Annotated in this window: 19 protein-coding genes; 7 read left to right on the forward strand and 12 right to left on the reverse strand. The window is 37.4% G+C overall.

What is annotated here, in order from left to right:
- Positions 1-37: 37 nt before the first annotated feature.
- From GQO80_RS09800 to GQO80_RS09840, 9 genes are all read right to left on the reverse strand, one after another.
- Positions 38-1,156 carry an endonuclease gene (locus tag GQO80_RS09800; RefSeq protein WP_157208180.1) on the reverse strand — a complete coding sequence of 373 codons (1,119 nt, stop codon included), beginning with the start codon at positions 1,154-1,156 and terminating at the stop codon, positions 38-40.
- A gap of 4 nt (positions 1,157-1,160) precedes the next feature.
- Positions 1,161-2,375, reverse strand: a complete 1,215-nt coding sequence (locus GQO80_RS09805; RefSeq protein WP_157208181.1) for an RsmB/NOP family class I SAM-dependent RNA methyltransferase — start codon at positions 2,373-2,375, stop codon at positions 1,161-1,163.
- Between the two features lie 169 nt (positions 2,376-2,544).
- A complete protein-coding gene (locus GQO80_RS09810) occupies positions 2,545-2,970 on the reverse strand; it encodes a hypothetical protein (protein ID WP_157208182.1) in 426 nt (141 codons plus the stop codon).
- 12 nt (positions 2,971-2,982) lie between these two features.
- Positions 2,983-3,483 carry a hypothetical protein gene (locus GQO80_RS09815; RefSeq protein ID WP_157208183.1) on the reverse strand — a complete coding sequence of 167 codons (501 nt, stop codon included), beginning with the start codon at positions 3,481-3,483 and terminating at the stop codon, positions 2,983-2,985.
- Between the two features lie 33 nt (positions 3,484-3,516).
- A complete protein-coding gene (locus tag GQO80_RS09820; RefSeq protein ID WP_157208184.1) occupies positions 3,517-4,059 on the reverse strand; it encodes an RNA polymerase sigma factor in 543 nt (180 codons plus the stop codon).
- 291 nt (positions 4,060-4,350) lie between these two features.
- Positions 4,351-6,177: an ABC transporter ATP-binding protein gene (locus GQO80_RS09825; RefSeq protein ID WP_157208185.1), complete on the reverse strand. Its 1,827-nt coding sequence runs from the start codon at positions 6,175-6,177 to the stop codon at positions 4,351-4,353.
- Positions 6,177-7,907: a phospho-sugar mutase gene (locus GQO80_RS09830; protein ID WP_157208186.1), complete on the reverse strand. Its 1,731-nt coding sequence runs from the start codon at positions 7,905-7,907 to the stop codon at positions 6,177-6,179. Before GQO80_RS09830 ends, GQO80_RS09825 begins: the two co-directional genes overlap by 1 nt.
- A gap of 103 nt (positions 7,908-8,010) precedes the next feature.
- The gene (locus GQO80_RS09835) at positions 8,011-8,955 is read right to left on the reverse strand and encodes a glycosyltransferase family 2 protein (RefSeq protein WP_157208187.1); all 945 of its coding nucleotides are present in this window, start codon (positions 8,953-8,955) and stop codon (positions 8,011-8,013) included.
- A 200-nt stretch (positions 8,956-9,155) separates the two neighbouring features.
- Complete coding sequence (locus GQO80_RS09840) at positions 9,156-9,686, reverse strand: DUF4199 domain-containing protein (RefSeq protein WP_157208188.1); 531 nt, start codon at positions 9,684-9,686, stop codon at positions 9,156-9,158.
- Positions 9,687-9,844: 158 nt separating this feature from the next.
- On the opposite strand from GQO80_RS09840, the gene GQO80_RS09845 reads away from it, so the two are divergent.
- From GQO80_RS09845 to GQO80_RS09855, 3 genes are all read left to right on the forward strand, one after another.
- Positions 9,845-10,096 (forward strand): type B 50S ribosomal protein L31, encoded by a 252-nt coding sequence (locus GQO80_RS09845; protein ID WP_157208189.1) that lies wholly within the window; start codon positions 9,845-9,847, stop codon positions 10,094-10,096.
- 148 nt (positions 10,097-10,244) lie between these two features.
- Entirely contained in the window at positions 10,245-11,420 is a 1,176-nt protein-coding gene (locus GQO80_RS09850; RefSeq protein ID WP_157208190.1) for a GlmU family protein, read from the forward strand.
- A 34-nt stretch (positions 11,421-11,454) separates the two neighbouring features.
- Positions 11,455-12,351 carry a TolB family protein gene (locus GQO80_RS09855; protein WP_157208191.1) on the forward strand — a complete coding sequence of 299 codons (897 nt, stop codon included), beginning with the start codon at positions 11,455-11,457 and terminating at the stop codon, positions 12,349-12,351.
- Between the two features lie 10 nt (positions 12,352-12,361).
- Here GQO80_RS09855 and GQO80_RS09860 read toward each other — a convergent pair whose 3' ends face one another.
- Entirely contained in the window at positions 12,362-12,517 is a 156-nt protein-coding gene (locus GQO80_RS09860) for a hypothetical protein (RefSeq protein WP_157208192.1), read from the reverse strand.
- Between the two features lie 52 nt (positions 12,518-12,569).
- A complete protein-coding gene (locus tag GQO80_RS09865) occupies positions 12,570-14,123 on the reverse strand; it encodes an ABC transporter substrate-binding protein (protein ID WP_232333154.1) in 1,554 nt (517 codons plus the stop codon).
- A 306-nt stretch (positions 14,124-14,429) separates the two neighbouring features.
- Here GQO80_RS09865 and mtaB point away from each other — a divergent pair, with 306 nt between their 5' ends.
- Together mtaB and GQO80_RS09875 are read left to right on the forward strand one after the other, a co-directional pair.
- Complete coding sequence (gene mtaB / locus GQO80_RS09870) at positions 14,430-15,761, forward strand: tRNA (N(6)-L-threonylcarbamoyladenosine(37)-C(2))-methylthiotransferase MtaB (RefSeq protein ID WP_157208193.1); 1,332 nt, start codon at positions 14,430-14,432, stop codon at positions 15,759-15,761.
- Between the two features lie 108 nt (positions 15,762-15,869).
- Positions 15,870-16,373 carry a hypothetical protein gene (locus tag GQO80_RS09875; protein ID WP_157208194.1) on the forward strand — a complete coding sequence of 168 codons (504 nt, stop codon included), beginning with the start codon at positions 15,870-15,872 and terminating at the stop codon, positions 16,371-16,373.
- A 72-nt stretch (positions 16,374-16,445) separates the two neighbouring features.
- Here GQO80_RS09875 and GQO80_RS09880 read toward each other — a convergent pair whose 3' ends face one another.
- Positions 16,446-16,742 carry an N-acetyltransferase gene (locus GQO80_RS09880; RefSeq protein ID WP_198037757.1) on the reverse strand — a complete coding sequence of 99 codons (297 nt, stop codon included), beginning with the start codon at positions 16,740-16,742 and terminating at the stop codon, positions 16,446-16,448.
- Positions 16,743-16,897: 155 nt separating this feature from the next.
- On the opposite strand from GQO80_RS09880, the gene GQO80_RS09885 reads away from it, so the two are divergent.
- Both GQO80_RS09885 and GQO80_RS09890 read left to right on the forward strand, forming a co-directional pair.
- Complete coding sequence (locus GQO80_RS09885) at positions 16,898-17,569, forward strand: alpha/beta hydrolase family protein (protein ID WP_317163233.1); 672 nt, start codon at positions 16,898-16,900, stop codon at positions 17,567-17,569.
- Between the two features lie 32 nt (positions 17,570-17,601).
- Positions 17,602-18,522, forward strand: a complete 921-nt coding sequence (locus GQO80_RS09890) for a lytic transglycosylase domain-containing protein (RefSeq protein ID WP_157208195.1) — start codon at positions 17,602-17,604, stop codon at positions 18,520-18,522.
- Positions 18,523-18,541: the final 19 nt, after the last annotated feature.

Here is an 18,541-nt window from a genome sequence, read left to right on the forward strand (position 1 = left end):
ATAAAAAAAGCGATTCTTTTTTGAATCGCCTTGGTGGTTATTGCCTCACAAGCTTTTTGGTGAGGCTTCCATTTTTGGAAGTGAACTTAACGAGGTAAATGCCTTTGTTTAGTTGGCTTATGTTAATTTCCTTTGCTTTATTGCTTAGTTGTTGTTTTGATACAGACGCGCCCAAAATGTTGAAAATTTCAACTTGTAGGATGTGTTGTGTGTTGCTTGCAGTAATGTAAAGGGTGTTTTCTTTGGCCGGATTTGGGTATATGTTGAAATCGGCTATGGAGGCATCGTTTGTTGTTAAAGGATTACTCCAAATTTGGGTTACATATTCTGGATGGTCTATGTAAGGATTTCTGTTTCCCTGAAACGCGTACACCGCATTATTTTTGTTTATTTCGTATTGGCTTACCGGGTCTAAATTATTCCAAGTTAATAGAATATTTAAAAAAGTTGAATCAAATGCTGGGAACGAGGTTCCATCAAACATCACGCTCACTTCACTTGCTGAAAAATTACTTTTGAAAGTTGCTAATTGGTTTTGATAACAAGTAGCAAAATAAAAATATGCTCTGGCAATATCACCTTTAAATTCATCAATTGGCTCAAAAACAATTCCTGAAAATCCAGCGGAATACCCCGAATTTAAACTACTACCTAATTTGGTGCCGTTTGAGGAGGTATAAGTTGCAGCGCCTACAACGCCATATGCATAGTTATTGTGCTTTCCATTTACATAGCCATCTGAGGGCAAAACAAAATGCGCATCAGAATACATGGGATATACATCACTTCCTCCAAAATATGATTTTGGAATGACGTGCTCTCTATTATAACAATCACCTTCACTAGTGTAATTTCCGCATTGTTTTGTTATTGGGGTAAATGTGTAAGTGTCTGTTCCAGTTGGGATTTCGGTGTATAAATCCACTATGGTGCCATCGTTGTCATAATAAAAATCTTTAAAGGAAGTTTCATTATATAAAGTCCACAAATCGCCATAATTGGCAGTTGAAGAACTATTTGTGTTATTGTTGATAATATTAAATAACTGTGTTTTTAAGGCAGTACCCGTTCCTGTTGCAGTACTATAATAGCCTGAAGGAATTTGCGAAAATGCAAACCCGGTAACTAATAAAAATAAATAGTAAAATTGTTTCATAATTTTATTGTTTACGTTCCAAAAGCGCCATGTAAAAGCCATCAAAACCCGATTTGTGTGCCAGCACTTTATTTTCTTTTATAAATGTAAAACTTTTTCCGCTATCGGAAGCTAAGAATTTATGAACTTGTTCTTGGTTTTCGGAAGGTAATACCGAGCAAGTTGCGTAAACCAATTGCCCGCCAACCTTAACCATTCTTGAATATTGCTGCAATAGTTCCTGTTGCGTTTTTTTAATGTCTTCAATAAATTCGGGTTGTAGTTTCCATTTGGCATCGGGGTTTCTGCGCAAAACACCCAAGCCAGAACACGGGGCATCAATTAACACACGATCGGCCTTATCGTACAGTTTTTTAATGACTTTGGTTGAATCGATAACGCGGGGCTCTATATTGTGCGCTCCGTTTCGTTTGGCGCGCCGTTTAAGTTCGTGGAGTTTGTTTTCATAAATATCCAAAGCAATAATTTGTCCTTTGTTTTCCATTAAGGAAGCAATATGCAGCGTTTTGCCACCCGCGCCTGCACAAGTATCCACCACGCGCATACCGGGTTGCACGTTTAAAAATTGGGCGACCAATTGCGACGAGGCATCCTGTACCTCAAATAAACCGTTTTTAAATGCTTCGGTTGTAAATACGTTGGCACGCTCCTTTAGTTTTAGGGCATGTGGGTAATCGGGCAAAAAATCGGATTCTATGTCCAAGTCGAATAATTCGGCCTGTAGTTTTTCTTTGGTAGTTTTAAGGGTGTTCACTCTTAGCACAACCTCGGCTTGCTCGTTTAAAGCATTGATTTCTTTGGTCCAAAGGCTATTTCCCAACTCTTTTTCGCCTAAGGCATCCATCCAATCGGGAATGGATTCCTTGAATTTCCTAATTTTTGAAAGTTCATCAAAGCGGCCCTTGATTTTTCGGGTGGGTGTTTCCTCAAAATATTTCCAATCGGGTAATTTGATGCCTTTTAAAGTTGCCCAAACTGCAAATAGGCGCCATAGGTTGTCGCGGTTAAAAGGTTCTTTAACTTCGGCAATTTCGGCATATAGGCGTTTCCAACGAACTATATCGTAAGTGGTTTCGGCAACAAAGGCTCGATCGCGGGCGCCCCAGCGTTTGTCGCGTTTTAAAAGTTGTTGAATCACTTTATCGGCATAGTGGCCTTCATTAAAAATTAGGGTCAATCCGTCAATAACCGAAAAGCATAAATTTCTGTGTAATCGCATGGTTTGTAAATAAGTGTGCAAAGTTACGTTTTAAATGTTTTATTTGTTTATTGGTTTTTAAGTTTATTGTTTTTGCCTTTAAGTTTTGAAGAAATCCATTTGGTTTGCAAAAAAAAAAAGAGGCTTTTTTAAGATCCTCTTTTTTTTGCTTTTTTATGTAATTTATTGATTAGTTGCGCCCCCGTTTTTTATATTCGTCAAACATTTTGCGCTTAAAGTCGTCTTCAATTTTATGGAGCATGATTATTTTTTTTGCCGAAATAACTTTTGTTAACCTATCGATAAAATCGTTTTCGGCGGCTTGTCGTTTTGCCTCGTTTAAGCGTGTTTCCTTTAAAAATTGTTTGGCTTCTTCTTCGGATAGTGTTTCAAAATTTATTTTTTTACGCGCTTGGTAAGCATCACCTCTTAATTTTGAGTTTTCTTCTTCATAGCTATTGTAAATGGGCCAGAATTGTTGCGCTTCTTTTTCGCTTAAATCCAGTTTTTCGGTTATGTACGCAATTTTTAGGGTTTTTATTTTATCTCTGTTTGGTTGCCCAAAGGTGATAATTGAAAACCCCAGAATGAATAGGATGCTTGTAAGTGTTTTCATTTTTTCTTTGATTTATTTCGTAATGATGTCTTCAATTTCCAGATTGTCAATCAGGTAATTTTCCAATGTTTGAGAGTTAAAACCATCATTAATTAAATGTATTTCCGATAGTTCTTCATCTGTAAAAAGCGATGCAAACTCATTGGTATCCAAATCTTCATTTAGGATATACTGTTCCAAACTGGCGGTTTCAATGGCGTCGATGGTTATAGGTTTGTTGGTGTTGAAAAACACATGGAACATTAAAAGAACGCTTGCGGCAACTAGGGATGCTGAAGCTATTTTTTGCCATGTAACCAGTTTGATAACCTTAACTTCTTTCTTTGAGTTTATGGTGTTGATGATGTTGTTTTCCAAGGTATCGAAATAAGCATCGGGTATTTCATGGCCCGATTTTGTTGCAAGCGATTTTAATTTGATATCGCACAGAATTTCGTTTTCCAACGTATCGAAATAACCTTTTGGAACTGTGAAACCGGTGTTTTTTATGGTATGTAATGTGTTTGTTTTCATCTTATTAATAAGACTTTATTTTTTATAAAAGGTTTAATTTTCGGTTAAATAGGCTTCAATTTTTTTAACGGCTATGTGGTAGGAAGCTTTGAGTGCGCCTTCGCTGGTTTCTAAAATTTCGCACATTTCGCTATATTTTAATTCCTGAAAATATCTCATGTTAAATACCAATTGTTGCTTTTCGGGCAACATGGCAATGGCTTTTTGTAATTTAAGTTGAATGGCGTCGCCTTCAAAATATACGTCGGCACTTAATTTATTTACGGCCAGTGCCAAAACTTCTTCGCTGGTGACTTGAAAGCGTTTTGCTTGTTGGTTGATAAAGGTTATCGCTTCGTTGGTGGCAATGCGGTACATCCATGAAAATAATTTACTGTCGCCCTTAAAGTTATGGATGTTGTTGTAAATTTTAATAAAGGTGTTTTGAAGCACATCGTCGGTATCGTCATGCGACTTTACCATATTGCGAATGTGCCAATACAAACGCTCTTTGTAAAGCGTTATTAAGGCTTTAAAGGCTTGTTCTTTATGGGTTTCCGATTTTAATTGTTCTAATAATTGTGTTTCGTCAATCACAAAACCAGTTTTAATTTAGACGGTTTAAATTACTAAAAGTTTAAAGGCGTTAGAAGAAAAATTTTCAAAAAATAACAAACACTTGAAAATCAATTGATTGCAAAAATATAATCGATAAAATACACAATAAACACGATTAAATGCATTTTTTCTTGTGGATTATTGTTTTTTGTTATATGTTTGCTCCAGAAACCTACTTATGGTGTTAGTCGTCCCCAAGTCTAACATGGATAAAAAAAAGGATAGAACCCCCAAATCTCTATCCTTTTTTGTTTTTATAGTAAGTTGTTGTTATTCAAAACTTTGCATGTCAACAAGTTTTTTGTAAATACCATTTTTGGCAATGAGTTCGTTGTGTTTGCCTTTTTCAACAATTTCACCTTTATTCAGCACTACTATTTCATCGGCATTTTGAATGGTTGAAAGCCTATGCGCTATAACAATTGAGGTGCGGTTTTTCATCATATTTTCCAAGGCCACTTGCACCAAACGTTCGCTTTCGGTATCGAGGGCTGAGGTTGCTTCGTCTAAAACCATGATGGGCGGACTCTTTAAAACGGCACGCGCAATGCTTAGGCGTTGTTTTTGGCCACCAGAAAGTTTGTTGCCCGCATCGCCAATATTGGTTTCAATACCATTGGGCAAATCTTTAACAAATTCCCAGGCATTGGCAATTTTTAGGGCTTCGATAACCTCGGCATCGGTAGCATTGTCTTTTCCTAGTTTGAGGTTGTTTTTTATGCTATCGTTAAACAGAATGGCGTCTTGTGTTACAATTCCCAACTGGTTTCTAAGGGAACTGGTGGTTAAATTGCGTATATCAAAGCCATCAATTAAAATACTTCCTTTGTTAACATCATAAAAACGGGTTATTAGGTTGGCTATGGTTGACTTTCCGCTACCCGATTGCCCCACCAGCGCCACGGTTTTTCCTTTAGGGATTTTTAATGAAAAATCTTTTAAAACGTATTCATTTTCATATTTGAAGGAGATGTTGTCAAACACAATTTCAGAGTCAAACCCTGTTTTTATAACCGCTCCATCCTTATCTTTTAATGGGTTGGGCGTATCGATAATTTCCTGAATACGTTCGGCAGCGGCATCCCCTTGTTTGATGTTGTATAGTCCTCTAGCTATGGCCTTTGCAGGTACCATAATGTTGTAAGCAAGCCCCATGTATGCGATAAATGAACTGCCATCCAGCGATTTATCGACCAAAACCAATTGCCCTCCATACCATAATAAAATGGAAATAACCAAAATGCCCAAAAACTCGCTGGTAGGTGCCGCTAAATTTTGACGGTTAAATAGTTTATTTGAATAATGATAGGAGCGGGTTGAAGAATCTTGGAATTTTGTATCAAATTTTTCTTCGGCGTTAAAGCCTTTTATAATGCGCAATCCGGTTAAGGTTTCTTCCAGAATGGATAAAATGATGCCCTGTTCCGTTTGAACACGATCCGATTTTCGTTTTAGGCTTTTGCCAATCCTGGAAATGATCATGCCCGATAACGGAATAAAAACAAACACAAACATAGTAAGTTTTAAACTGATGATCATCATCATGGCTACCGTAAAAAGGATGGTTAAAGGCTCTCGTGCTATTAACTCCAGAACGGGCAACATGGAGTATTGAAGCGTTGAAACATCGTTTGTAACACGCGACATGATATCGCCCTTTTTTTGTTCAGAAAAATAGGATAGTGGCAATTCAACCGTTTTTTTGTAAACGGCATTTCTTAAATCCCTTACCACGCCATTCCTTAAAAATACCATGAAGTAATTTGCCAAATAACCAAAAATATTTTTTAAAAGAAACAGTATGATAATAAGGCTTACAACCATAAGCAAGGCCTTTTGAGGGTCGTTTTCGGCATACAGGTTTACTTGGTACGCCAAATAATCTTTATAAAAATCCTTTAAAGAGGAAAGCCCCTCATAAGCGGGCTTAACGGTTGGTTTTACTTGATTTTTCTCGAATAGGATATCGAGCATAGGTATAAGTGCAATAAACGATAGGGCGCCAAATAAGGCATATAAAATGTTCGATAAAATATGTCCTAACGCATGACGCTTGTAAGGTTTTGCATACCTAAGGATATTAAAAAATTGCTTCATTAAATAAGGTTCATGTCTTTTAAAATCGCATCGGCCTTTGCATCCAGTAAAGCCTCTGTTTTGTTAAAATCCGCTTTCGATTTTAAAGCGGTATTCACGCTCACGTAAAACTTTATTTTTGGCTCGGTACCGCTTGGTCTTAACGCTACTTGACTACCATCTTCTAAATGGTAAATAATAACGTTCGATTTTGGAATGTCAATCGATGAGGTTTCGCCCGTAATGATGTTTTTGGAAGTTGATAGTTCGTAATCATCAATTTTTAAAACCTTGGCGCCATTTACCACTTTTAATGGATTTTCGCGTGCATCGGCCATCATTTGCTTGATTTCTGCGGCACCTTCAATACCTTTTTTGGTTAACGACACTAATTTTTCTTTGTAAAAACCATGTTCTACATACAGTTTTACCAATTCATTATAAAAAGAACTGCCCGTAGCTTTTGCCTGTGCTGCTATTTCGCAGGCTAAAAGGGTAGAGGTAACGGCATCTTTATCGCGCACAAAATCGCCTACCATAAAACCAAAACTTTCTTCGCCGCCACCAATAAAATCAAGATGGTCAAAATCTTTAATCAATTTTGCAATCCATTTGAAACCGGTCAATACTATCTTGCTTTCAACGTTGTAAGCTTCGGCAATTTTGGTTAGCATGGGCGTTGAAACAATTGTTGAGGCAATAAATTCCTTTCCTTTTATTTTTCCTTGGGCTTTCCATTGTTTCAGCAAAAAGGCGGTCATCATCAGCATGGTTTGGTTGCCGTTAAGCAATTCCAGCTTGTTTTCCGAATTTCTAACCGCCACACCCAATCGGTCGCAATCGGGGTCGGTACCAATAACAATATCGGCATTTACTTTTTCGGCAAGCTCTAAGGCCATTTTCAAAGCAGCGGGTTCTTCAGGATTTGGTGATGCTACCGTTGGGAAATTTCCGTTGGGTACTTCCTGTTCTTTTACAAGGTGAACATTTTTATAACCGGCACGTTTTAAGGTTTCTGGAACCGCGGTTATGGATGTGCCGTGTAGCGATGTAAATACGATGGTTAATTTATCCTTGGCATCTTGTGGAGTGTTAAAACTGGCATTTTTAACCGATTGGTTTATAAAAACATCATCAACCTCTTTGCCTATATAATGTATCAACGAATTGTTGGGTTCAAATTTAATATCGGCATATTGCAAACTGTCAATGGCATTAATAATGTCGCCATCTTGTGGTGGTACCAATTGGCCGCCATCTTGCCAATACACTTTATAGCCATTGTACTCTGGTGGGTTGTGCGATGCGGTTAACACGATGCCGCAGTGGCAATTAAGGTGTTTTACGGCAAACGATAATTCGGGTGTTGGCCGTAAATCTTCAAACAAATACACTTCAATGCCATTTGCTGAAAACACATCGGCAACTACCTTGGCAAGCGATTTACTGTTGTTTCGGCAATCGAAGGCGATCACTGCTTTTGGGGTTTCGTTAGGAAACGATTTGTGCAGATAATTGCTCAATCCTTGTGTGCTCTTGCCCAGCGTGTATTTATTGATGCGGTTAGTGCCCACGCCCATAATACCGCGCATGCCACCCGTGCCAAACTCGAGGTCTTTATAGAAACTTTCCTGAATATCTTTTGGGTTGAAGGCAATGCTGTTTTTTATAATGCTTTGGGTTTCTGCATCAAAAGTTGGGGTTAACCACGTATTGATACGGTCTAAAATTTTTGGTTCAATGTGTATCATAATGCTCTGAAATATAGGTTTCAAAAGTAATCAATTGTAAAATAATAATTTTTATAAAGGACTTTTTTGAAATGGGATTTTCTGAATTTGAAAGGTATTAATTTTAATTTATTTCGGCTTTAATTAAATATCTTTTTTTATCTGATTTTGTGCGTAAAATAATTTCACCCAAAAAACCGGCCACAAAAAATTGGGTGCCAATAATCATGGTTGAAAGCGATAAATAAAATTGGGGCCTTTCGGTAATGAGCCTGCCCGTTGGGTTTAAAAATAATTTGTCGATACCCAAATAAAGCGCAAAGCCGAAGCCAATGGCAAACATAATGAAGCCCAAAGCACCGAATAAGTGCATGGGGCGTTTGCCAAAACGCGATAAAAACCAAATAGTGATAAGGTCCAAAAAACCATGGATAAAACGGTTCATGCCAAACTTGGTTTCGCCATATTTTCTGGCTTGGTGCTGAACCACTTTTTCGCTAATGTTTAAAAATCCGGCATTTTTTGCCAAAACGGGAATGTAACGGTGCATTTCGCCATTTACATCAATGTTTTTAACCACCTCTAGTTTGTAGGCTTTTAGTCCGCAGTTAAAATCGTTCAATTGAATGCCCGATGTTTTTCTGGCAGCCCAATTAAATAGCTTTGAGGGTAGGTTTTTTGAGATGACGGAGTCGTAGCGTACTTTTTTCCAGCCAGAAACCAAGTCGAAACCACCGGTAACAATCATGTTGTAAAGTTCGGGTATTTCGTCTGGGTTGTCCTGTAAATCGGCATCCATGGTAATAACCACACTGCCCGAGGCTTTTTCAAAACCGGCGTGTAGGGCTTGCGATTTGCCGAAATTCTTTAAAAACCGAATGCCTTTTACGTTTGGGTTTTCTGCTGCAAGTTGGGTAATAATTTGCCAGGAATTATCGGTACTGCCGTCATCAATAAAAATAATTTCATATAAAAAATGATTGGACTGCATAACCTTTGCAATCCAATCGTGTAGTTCGCCCAAAGCGTCTTGTTCGTTAAGTAGCGGTATAACTACTGATATATCCATTGGTTTCTTTCGTTAGTTGAAACTCTGCGTTTAGTTGTGGGACTTCTGGTTTTTCAACAGTTTGACGATAATGGTTGTTAAGTTATTTGTTGTTAAGGCGATCTATCTAAATAACAAATAGCTCAATACCAGTTAGATGGTTCGTCCATCAATATCTGGTTAACAAGTTTTCAAAAAATTGATGCTTCAAAAATACAGAATTATTCTGTGTCGGGATTGTTTTTTTTCATGACGGCGGCAACTATTAAGCCGATTATGCTGAAAAACACCAGGTAACCGGCCAATCCTTTTAAAATATTGCCAATGGCGAATTGATCTTGCGATTCGATTTTTTCTACTGCTTCAGCTATCCCTTCGCTGGGTGCGTGAAAATTTTCCATCATCTGAACGGTTTTTTCTATGGTCTTTTCTTTTAAAACAGTAGCGGCATCCGTATCAATAAAATTAAAAAGTAAATATGAAACCAAGGTACTGATTACCAAGCCAAGTAATATGGTGATAAAATAAGAGGTAAATGCCTCCTTAAAACTGGCGTACCCATTTTGGGCCTGTTTAACCTTGACAACCGATAAAATTCCCAAAGTGATGATGACAATAAGTATGACTATAGCATACCACATATTGGTAAGAAGTTCTAGATTTACGGCATAAGAAACAACGGTGAATAGCGCTAAAAGAGCGCCTAGATAAAGACCGTAATTGGTTGCGATTGATTTTAAAGTGTTATTCATAATAATATATTTGTGGTGTTAGTTTCTTAATGAGTACCCAAAGATAGCAAATCGTTACATTTTTGTTGCAAATAAAAATTATAAAAAAGTGTTGTACAGTTGTAAAAAATACTTATTTTTGCAAACCAAAATTGAAAAGAATATTAAAGCTTTAAGCGATGAAAAAAGATATACATCCAGGTAATTATAGAATAGTAGCGTTCAAGGACATGTCCAACGATGATGTGTTTTTAACAAAATCTACTGCAACCACCAACGAAACCTTAGAGGTTGATGGTGTAGAGTACCCACTTATTAAAATGGAGATTTCTAGAACATCGCACCCATACTACACCGGTAAATCCAAATTGGTTGATACTGCCGGACGTATCGATAAATTTAAAAACAAATATGCCAAGTTTAGCAAATAAACTTAACAATATGTTAAAAAAGCCTTCAATAATTTATATTGAAGGCTTTTTTATTTTACTCAATTACTCTACTTTTGAATTGATAAACAGTAAGTTTAGAGTTGGAATACGAATTTTTAACTCTTAACTTTTAACTTTTAGCTTTAAAATGAACTACATCCTTTTTGACGGGCCATCGCGTAACAATCTGTTGCCATTCACATTCACGCGTCCTGTCGCCGATATAAGAGTTGGAATTTTAACCATCCGCGAAAAATGGGAAACGTTTTTAGATTCCACCACCACAACCATCACCGAAGACTATTTGTCCGATAAATACCCAATGGTTGAAATGGATGAAAACGTGATGATAAACGCATCATACCTGCCAAATTTGGAACTGGTTGAAATGATTAAAAACTTGCAGGAAAACCAAGCCATTTTTAAAGATGAAGATGTGATCGCTTTCTTTTCAAAGGACACCCAGGAAGAAGTCGATTTTGAAACCTACGAGGCCATCGAGTTTGTTGATGAGGTTATTAAAATTGAGCACACTTGGGATATATTCTCTAAAAATGGTGAGGCCATCCAAGAAGATTTTAATTTGCTAACCGATGGTAGAAAATCAAGACCCATACCGTCGAGCAACCATGTAATTGCCGCCGAAAATATATTTATTGAAGAAGGCGCCCAACTGGAATTTGTTACCCTAAACGCAACCAAAGGTCCCATTTATATTGGTAAACATGCCGAAATTATGGAAGGCAGCCTCATACGTGGCCCTTTCGCGTTGTGCGACAAAGGTATCGTAAAAATGGGTGCTCGAATTTATGGGCCAACAACCGTAGGGCCTTATTGTAAAGTTGGTGGCGAAGTGAACAATGCGGTTTTTTTTGCCAACTCAAACAAAGGGCATGATGGTTATATAGGAAATTCCGTGATTGGTGAATGGTGCAATTTGGGCGCCGATACGAACGGTTCCAATTTAAAAAACAATTATGCTGAAGTCCGTTTGTGGGATTACGAAACCGAAAGTTTTGCGAAAACCGGTTTGCAATTTTGCGGACTCATGATGGCCGACCACAGCAAATGCGGTATCAATACCATGTTCAATACCGGAACGGTTATAGGCGTTAGTGCCAATATTTTTGGAAGTGGTTTTCCGCGAAATTTTATACCCAGTTTTAGCTGGGGCGGTAACGGCGGCTTTACTACCTACTTAACAAAAAAAGCGTTTGAGGTGGCCGAAATTGTTATGGCCAGACGCGAAATTCCGTTTACAGATGCAGACAAGGCCATTTTAGAGCACGTTTTTGAAGAGACCAAAAAGTATCGAAGGGATTAGTTTTTTGTATATTTGAGTATTATACAGTATTCAAATGGCGAAACTACTAACAAGCATCATCATTCTAATAAGTGGTATCGGGGTTTCACAAACGGAAAAATTCACCGTTAAAAACGTGTCGATTAATAATGAATACCCTCATTTTGGATTGATGCTCGTTAACGATTCCAAAATAATTTTCACTTCTTATTTATTGGATAAAAAAGACCGGTTGAAGCGTTTTCAAGGAAACCCGCTCCTTACTGTTTTTGAAGGTGATATTGAAAACGGAGCGATTCAAAATATTAAAAACATTGAAATTGACCCTGCTGAAAAACTGAATTACATCACAAGTGCAAGCATGTCTTCTAACGGAAAACAACTTTATATAACCACAACCCTTACTGATAACGCCATTGATGAAGATAATTTTCAAATAAAAGTTGGCGAACATAAAAACGGTGTGGGTTGGACCAATTTTAAAACCTTACCGTTTTGTAATCCAAAATATTCTTATGCCCATCCTTCAATAAGCAAAGACGGAAAAACATTGTATTTCACCTCAAATTTAAGAGGCGGAAAGGAAACAACAAAAGGCGGTTCGGATATTTTTAAAGTAGCTGTTTTAGGGGACAATACGTTTGGCGAACCTGTAAATTTAGGAAGCCAAGTGAACTCGTACAGTAAAGAAATGTTTCCGTTTATTGCAGACGATAATACCTTATATTTTGCTTCAAACAGACCGGGCGGTTTTGGGAATTTCGATATTTACAAAAGTAAAATGAACACCCACGGTACCTTTGAAAAAGCCGTAAAACTACCCAAGCCTATTAATAGCAATCAAGATGATTTTTGCTTTATTACAAATTCAAATGGTACATTTGGCTATTTCGCTTCAAAACGGGATGGCGGTAAAGGTGATGATGATATTTATTTTTTTGTTTCTGAATAATATCTTACCATTAATGGGCGCACGTGGTGTATTTCACCAACATATTTTTAAAAGAACCATTTGAAAGGTTCATGGAAACTTCGGGAGACCCTACGCGATCACTGTTGTTGTTGGAATCGTCGTTTTTACTACAGGAAAGTACTGTTGTAGCCAACAGAAGTGCCATGATGGTTAATTGGTTGGTTATAACCACTCATCGGCATAAAATAAAAAGGTCATCACTTTTTATAAACTTTTTTCAGTTCCAATAAATTAATAGGGTTAATGCCTAGGCCAACTACATTTTTACGTGTAAAACGCACCACTTCATCATAAAACATCACAACAACGGGTGCTTTTTTCATAATCAAACTATCCATTTTTGCATAGAGTTGTTCGCGTTTCTTTGTGTCGGTAATTGTAAAGGTTTCTTCATACCATTTATCAAATTGTACATCTTTAAAGTGGGAATAATTAGGGCCGTTTGGCGCAAAATTTTTACTGTAATATAGCGATAGATAATTTTCGGCATCTGGGTAATCGGCAACCCAACTGGCTCTAAACACAGCGAGTTTTCCGTTGGCTTTGGCATCTTTTAAGGTTGCCGCAGGAATAACATCTATATCAACCGTTAACCCAATTTTTTGAAGTTCGCGTTGAATATATTCGCAAAAGCTTAAATAATTACCAATGGTGGTTATGGTTATTTTAGGGTTGTTTAAGCCCGTTTCCTTTTTAAACTGTGCAATTAATTGTTTTGCTTTTTCCGGTTGAAAATCAAACCCGGTGGTTTCGTTATAACCGGGCAATCCTTTAGGTATAAAGCCACCGTTGGCGGGAATGCCCACGCCATTACGCAAATAAATCATCATTTTTTTTCGGTCAAAACCATAGTTTACGGCTTTTCTAATGAGTTCCGATTGAATTTCGGGAATGTCCGTATCCATGTAAAACCCTAGGTATTCGGTGTTTAGGTACGGCCCTCGAATCATGTTTACATCGTTCTTGTAAAGGTCTCGCAACTGTCCGTTTGCCGTTAAAATTTCATCTTTATAGGATGCGTCCAACCCCGACACAAAATCGATATTACCTTGTGCAAATTGTAAAAATTCACTTTGTTTGTCGGGTAGAAATGTGATGGAAACGGCTTCCAGATAGGGTAGATTTTTACCGTTTGCATCGGTTTCAAAATAACGGGTGTTTTTTCTAAACACCAATTTTATGTTTTCTTCCCAACGTTTAAATTTAAAAGGGCCGGTTCCAATGGGGTGCGATCGAAAACCGCTTCCATAATGTTCTACAATTTCTTTAGGTACAACTGAACAGTATTTCATGGTAAGCAGTCCTAAAAACGCAGGGAAAGGCTGTTTTAATTTTATGGTGAAAAGGCTATCGTTTTCTGCTTTAAAACGTTCAACTTTACTTAAAACCCAGCTTCCGGGCGATGCAATTTGTTTGTCCAGCAAGCGGTTCAGGCTATATTCAAAATCGGTGGCATTCACCGTTCTTGTAGAATCTTTTCCGAATAAAATATCGTTATGGAAATACACGTCATCGCGTAAAAAAAACGAGTAGGTTAGTGCATCTGCTGAAATTTCCCAACGTTTTGCAATGCAAGGTTGTACGTTTAGCGCATCATCCATTTGCACAAGGCCGTTAAACAATTGGTTGGTGGCCCAAATATCGGCAATGTCCTTTGAAAACGCGGGGTCCAGCGAGCCAATATTTTTGTGCTCGTTGTACCGAAACACAGTTGTGTTGGCTATTTTTGAAGATTTATCATGGCAGGACATACAAAGCTGTGCCAATAATAAAAGCATGAAAAAGTTTAAATGTGCACGATGTTTTATTGCCAAAATAACATGTTTTAACCCTTCAAAAATAAAGTTTTTATTAGCCAATTCTAATAATTTGATTGGTAAAAAAAAATAAGTGTGACTTTTTGCCCGTTGCCGTGTCCTAATTAAAAGATTATTTTGCTATTAGTAACAAAAGAGTCTCTCAAATTTATTAACAAGGATTACCTATTTGTAATGTTAAGAGCGTTTCGGGTTGGAACGCTCTTTTTTTATTAACTTTGCACCTTGTTATTAAAAGAAATGGATTCTCGAAAAAAAGTTGCCTTTTACACCTTGGGTTGTAAGCTTAATTTTTCTGAAACCTCTACCATTGCTAGAAGTTTTGCAGATGAAGGGTTTGATCGTGTGGATTTTTCTGAAACCGCCGATATTTATGTGATAAACACCTGTTCGGTAACCGAAAATGCCGATAAGCGTTTTAAAAGTATTGTAAAGCAGGCACAAAAAGTAAACCCCAAAGCGTTTGTAGCTGCCGTGGGTTGTTATGCACAATTAAAACCGCAGGAATTGGCCGATGTTGAGGGTGTTGACTTGGTTTTGGGCGCCACCGAAAAGTTTAAGATTACCGATTATTTAAACGATCTTTCCAAGAACGATTTTGGTGAAGTACATTCGTGCGAAATTGAAGAAGCCGATTTTTATGTGGGCAGTTATTCCATTGGCGATAGAACCCGTGCCTTTTTAAAGGTTCAGGACGGTTGCGACTATAAATGCACTTACTGTACCATTCCGTTGGCGCGCGGTATTTCGCGTAGCGATACCATGCAAAATGTGTTGCAAAATGCCAGAGAGATTTCAGCCCAAAACATAAAGGAAATTGTGCTTACGGGCGTTAATATTGGCGATTATGGTAAGGGTGAATTTGGAAACAAAACCCACGAACACACCTTTTTGGATTTGGTAACCGAATTGGATAAGGTTGCAGGCATCGAGCGGTTGCGCATTTCTTCCATTGAACCCAACCTGCTTAAAAACGAAACCATCGATTTGGTGTCAAAATCCCGGGCTTTTGTACCTCATTTCCATATTCCGCTACAAAGTGGCAGTAATGCTATTCTTAAAAAAATGAAGCGTCGTTACATGCGTGAACTGTATGTGGATAGGGTTTCAAAAATTAAGGAAGTTATGCCTCATGCTTGTATTGGCGTGGATGTTATTGTTGGTTTTCCGGGTGAAACCGATGCCCATTTTTTAGAAACCTATAACTTTTTAAACGAATTGGATATTTCCTATTTGCATGTGTTCACCTATTCTGAGCGCGATAATACCGAAGCGGTTGCAATGGAAGGTGTTGTGCCCATGAACGTTAGGAACAAGCGCAGTAAAATGTTGCGTGGTTTGTCGGTTAAAAAACGTCGCGCCTTTTACGAAAGCCAATTAGGTGCCACAAGAACCGTATTGTTTGAAAGCGAAAACAAAGAAGGCTACATACATGGCTTTACTGAAAATTATGTGAAAGTAAAAGCACCATGGAACCCAGAATTGGTAAATACCTTGCATGACGTAACCCTAACAAAAATTGATGCCGATGGTTTGGTGCGATTTGAGTTTGCAGGCGTTCTTTCAAATTAACGTGTAAATAATTGGCAATAACCCGAATAATAGTCCGTTTAACTTGTTTTTTCTATAAACAAAGTTCATATTCATACATTTAACAGCGAAAAGCTTCATGCCCCAAATATGAACAGAATAATCGTTTTTTTGTGTTTTTCCCTGCTATTGTTCACGAGTTGCTATCAAGATGCCGATGATGACTTAACGGTTGAAGGTGTTTGGAAACTTACCGCCTATAACGTTGCCGACGGTTTCGATTTAAACAACGATGGCCTTGCGAACGTGAATTTACTCAACGAATTAAGTTGCTCTAATAATGAGACCTTGGTTTTTCAATCAAATGGCATCGTAACTTCCAACCAAACGTTTAACCCTGCCATTCAAATTAGTTTGGTAACGGGCACTCCCGATACCTATTTTTTTAATGTGTCTTGTGATGATGTGGGCATTATTGGTTTAGCGGCGCAATTTACGTTGAAAGGGCGCTTGATTTTGATTGACGACCGGCCAGCAACCCTTGCCGGCAATACTTTAACGCGTATTTTTAATGATGCCCTAAAAGTTTACAATCAAGATTTTACCCAAGTGGTTGCTACAAAAGATATAACATTGGTTTACACAAAGCAATAAATGCGAAAACAAAAAAAATCCGAAGTTATAAACCTCGGATTCTGTATTTTTAGTAAATCGTAACCTAAAAAATCATATTCGCAAACCAACAGGAAGCATGCGTTTGTATTTTCTATTGCTTCTCACAAACTTCGCAATTTCAGGGCTTGTAGGCACCACACTTAAATTGCGTTCTTCAATTTGTTCAAACACCGCAGATAAAAATTCCTTGCTAAAATCTTCGGCATTAATTTCTTCTGGAATGATAAGTTTTGTTAAAAAAATCTTTCGTTCTTGCAGGGAATATTCAATTTTGGCTAAATGATTGTCGATTTTAATTTCAAACTGGCGTAAAAAATCATTGTCTATTAATTCTGCAGCATCAATCATGGTAAGTATGTTTATTTCTTAGGAAAATCTTAAAATAGTGCGTGCTATTTACATAATTTTGTAATGCAAATTTACGGAAAATAATCGTTACTAAAAAGTAAAATTTCCGTTAATGCCTTATAAAATAAGCAATTACTTTTTATTTTATTGTATCAATGATGCCAAAACAACCAATACCAGTTTACTTTATGCCCGGAATGGCAGCAAGCTCAAAAATATTTGAATATATTGAATTGCCTAACACTCAGTTTGAAAGTTATTATTTAGAGTGGTTTTTGCCACTAAAAAACGAAACCATCGGTCACTATGCATTACGAATGGTTGCGAAAATTAAACATGAACATGTTGTTTTGGTAGGCGTTTCCTTTGGGGGTGTTTTGGTGCAGGAAATGAGCAAGCACCTAAAGGTTAAAAAACTTATTATTATATCCAGCATAAAGTTAACCAGCGAGTTGCCCCAAAAAATGCGATTGGCAAAAGCAACCATGGCTTACAAGTTGTTGCCCACGCAACTGGTTGGAAATATCGAGCTTTTGGCAAAATATGCTTTTGGTAGCAATATAGCCAAACGCCTCGAGTTATATAAAAAATATCTTTCGGTTACCGATAGTGGTTACCTAACGTGGGCCATAAAGGAAATGGTTTGCTGGAAACAGGATGCTTACTCAACCAATTTGGTGCATATCCATGGCGATAATGATGCGGTATTTCCTATAAAAAACATTTCAAATTGCGTAAGGGTAAAAGGTGGTACGCATGTGATGATAATAAATAAGTATAAATGGTTTAACGAAAATTTACCAAAGATAATTTTAAATAACGAATGAAAATTTTTAACTTTCGATAAAACTTGTTGAAAATGAAGACTGTACAAAAAATATTGGCGTTTATTGGGTTGTTAAGTTTATGTGCGTTGTTTGTTTACGCAATTCAAGAAGCGCCAACCGATGAAAATTTTGAGAAGAAGTTAATAAACGATTATAACGTTTATGCGCTTCAAATACCCGAAAATTTAGATTTTGCCGGTGAAGCAATGCCCCTTAAAAGTCCCGATATTTACGAACGCATGGATAAGGAATTGTTGGTAAATACCTATTGGCAATCCAACGGTTTGTTGATGTTTAAGCGTGCCAAAAAGTACTTTCCCATCATAGAACCTATTTTGAAAAAGCATGGTATTCCAGACGATTTTAAATATTTGGCCGTTATTGAAAGCGGACTTACCAACGCCGTTTCCCCAGCGGGTGCGCGCGGTGTTTGGCAAATCATGCCAGCTACTGCGAAAGAAAATGGTTTGGAAGTAAATGAAAATGTGGACGAACGCTACCATATAGCAAAATCAACCGAGGTGGCTTGCAAATATTTATTAAAGTCCAAAGAAGAATTAGGTTCCTGGACGCTTGCTGCTGCGGCCTATAATGCCGGAAATTCGGGCATTTCAAAGTATTTAAAAGAACAAAATGTTTCCAATTATTACGATTTATTGTTGGGCGAAGAAACCGGCCGTTATGTATTCCGTATCGTGGCATTGAAGGAAATTATGACGAATCCTGCTAAATATGGTTTTAATTTCAGGGAAAAAGATTTGTACAATAACGTACCTACCTATAATGTTCAAGTTAATACTGAAGTTACCGATTTCACCAAATTTGCCGAAAAATATGGCATCAATTACAAAATACTAAAAATACACAACCCCTGGTTGAGAGAGCCCAAGCTTAACAATAAAACAGGAAAAAGTTACACTATTGAAATACCTGAGAAAGGGTATTACAATTAACGAATTTGCTTGTTTTTTG

It is taken from the genome of Mariniflexile maritimum (assembly GCF_009746565.1).
GTDB classification, from domain to species: Bacteria; Bacteroidota; Bacteroidia; order Flavobacteriales; family Flavobacteriaceae; genus Mariniflexile; species Mariniflexile maritimum.

Excerpts from the sequence above, each read along its gene's own strand:
- GQO80_RS09865 (WP_232333154.1), bottom strand. The coding sequence starts at position 14,123 with ATGTCCTGCCATGATAAATCTTCAAAAATAGCCAACACAACTGTGTTT.
- GQO80_RS09860 (WP_157208192.1), bottom strand. The coding sequence starts at position 12,517 with ATGGCACTTCTGTTGGCTACAACAGTACTTTCCTGTAGTAAAAACGAC.
- GQO80_RS09835 (WP_157208187.1), bottom strand. The coding sequence starts at position 8,955 with ATGGATATATCAGTAGTTATACCGCTACTTAACGAACAAGACGCTTTG.
- GQO80_RS09875 (WP_157208194.1), top strand. The coding sequence starts at position 15,870 with ATGAACAGAATAATCGTTTTTTTGTGTTTTTCCCTGCTATTGTTCACG.
- GQO80_RS09855 (WP_157208191.1), top strand. The coding sequence starts at position 11,455 with ATGGCGAAACTACTAACAAGCATCATCATTCTAATAAGTGGTATCGGG.
- GQO80_RS09810 (WP_157208182.1), bottom strand. The coding sequence starts at position 2,970 with ATGAAAACACTTACAAGCATCCTATTCATTCTGGGGTTTTCAATTATC.
- GQO80_RS09805 (WP_157208181.1), bottom strand. The coding sequence starts at position 2,375 with ATGCGATTACACAGAAATTTATGCTTTTCGGTTATTGACGGATTGACC.
- GQO80_RS09885 (WP_317163233.1), top strand. The coding sequence starts at position 16,898 with ATGATGCCAAAACAACCAATACCAGTTTACTTTATGCCCGGAATGGCA.
- GQO80_RS09850 (WP_157208190.1), top strand. The coding sequence starts at position 10,245 with ATGAACTACATCCTTTTTGACGGGCCATCGCGTAACAATCTGTTGCCA.
- GQO80_RS09815 (WP_157208183.1), bottom strand. The coding sequence starts at position 3,483 with ATGAAAACAAACACATTACATACCATAAAAAACACCGGTTTCACAGTT.
- GQO80_RS09845 (WP_157208189.1), top strand. The coding sequence starts at position 9,845 with ATGAAAAAAGATATACATCCAGGTAATTATAGAATAGTAGCGTTCAAG.
- GQO80_RS09825 (WP_157208185.1), bottom strand. The coding sequence starts at position 6,177 with ATGAAGCAATTTTTTAATATCCTTAGGTATGCAAAACCTTACAAGCGT.
- GQO80_RS09800 (WP_157208180.1), bottom strand. The coding sequence starts at position 1,156 with ATGAAACAATTTTACTATTTATTTTTATTAGTTACCGGGTTTGCATTT.
- GQO80_RS09830 (WP_157208186.1), bottom strand. The coding sequence starts at position 7,907 with ATGATACACATTGAACCAAAAATTTTAGACCGTATCAATACGTGGTTA.
- GQO80_RS09880 (WP_198037757.1), bottom strand. The coding sequence starts at position 16,742 with ATGATTGATGCTGCAGAATTAATAGACAATGATTTTTTACGCCAGTTT.
- GQO80_RS09840 (WP_157208188.1), bottom strand. The coding sequence starts at position 9,686 with ATGAATAACACTTTAAAATCAATCGCAACCAATTACGGTCTTTATCTA.
- GQO80_RS09890 (WP_157208195.1), top strand. The coding sequence starts at position 17,602 with ATGAAGACTGTACAAAAAATATTGGCGTTTATTGGGTTGTTAAGTTTA.
- mtaB (WP_157208193.1), top strand. The coding sequence starts at position 14,430 with ATGGATTCTCGAAAAAAAGTTGCCTTTTACACCTTGGGTTGTAAGCTT.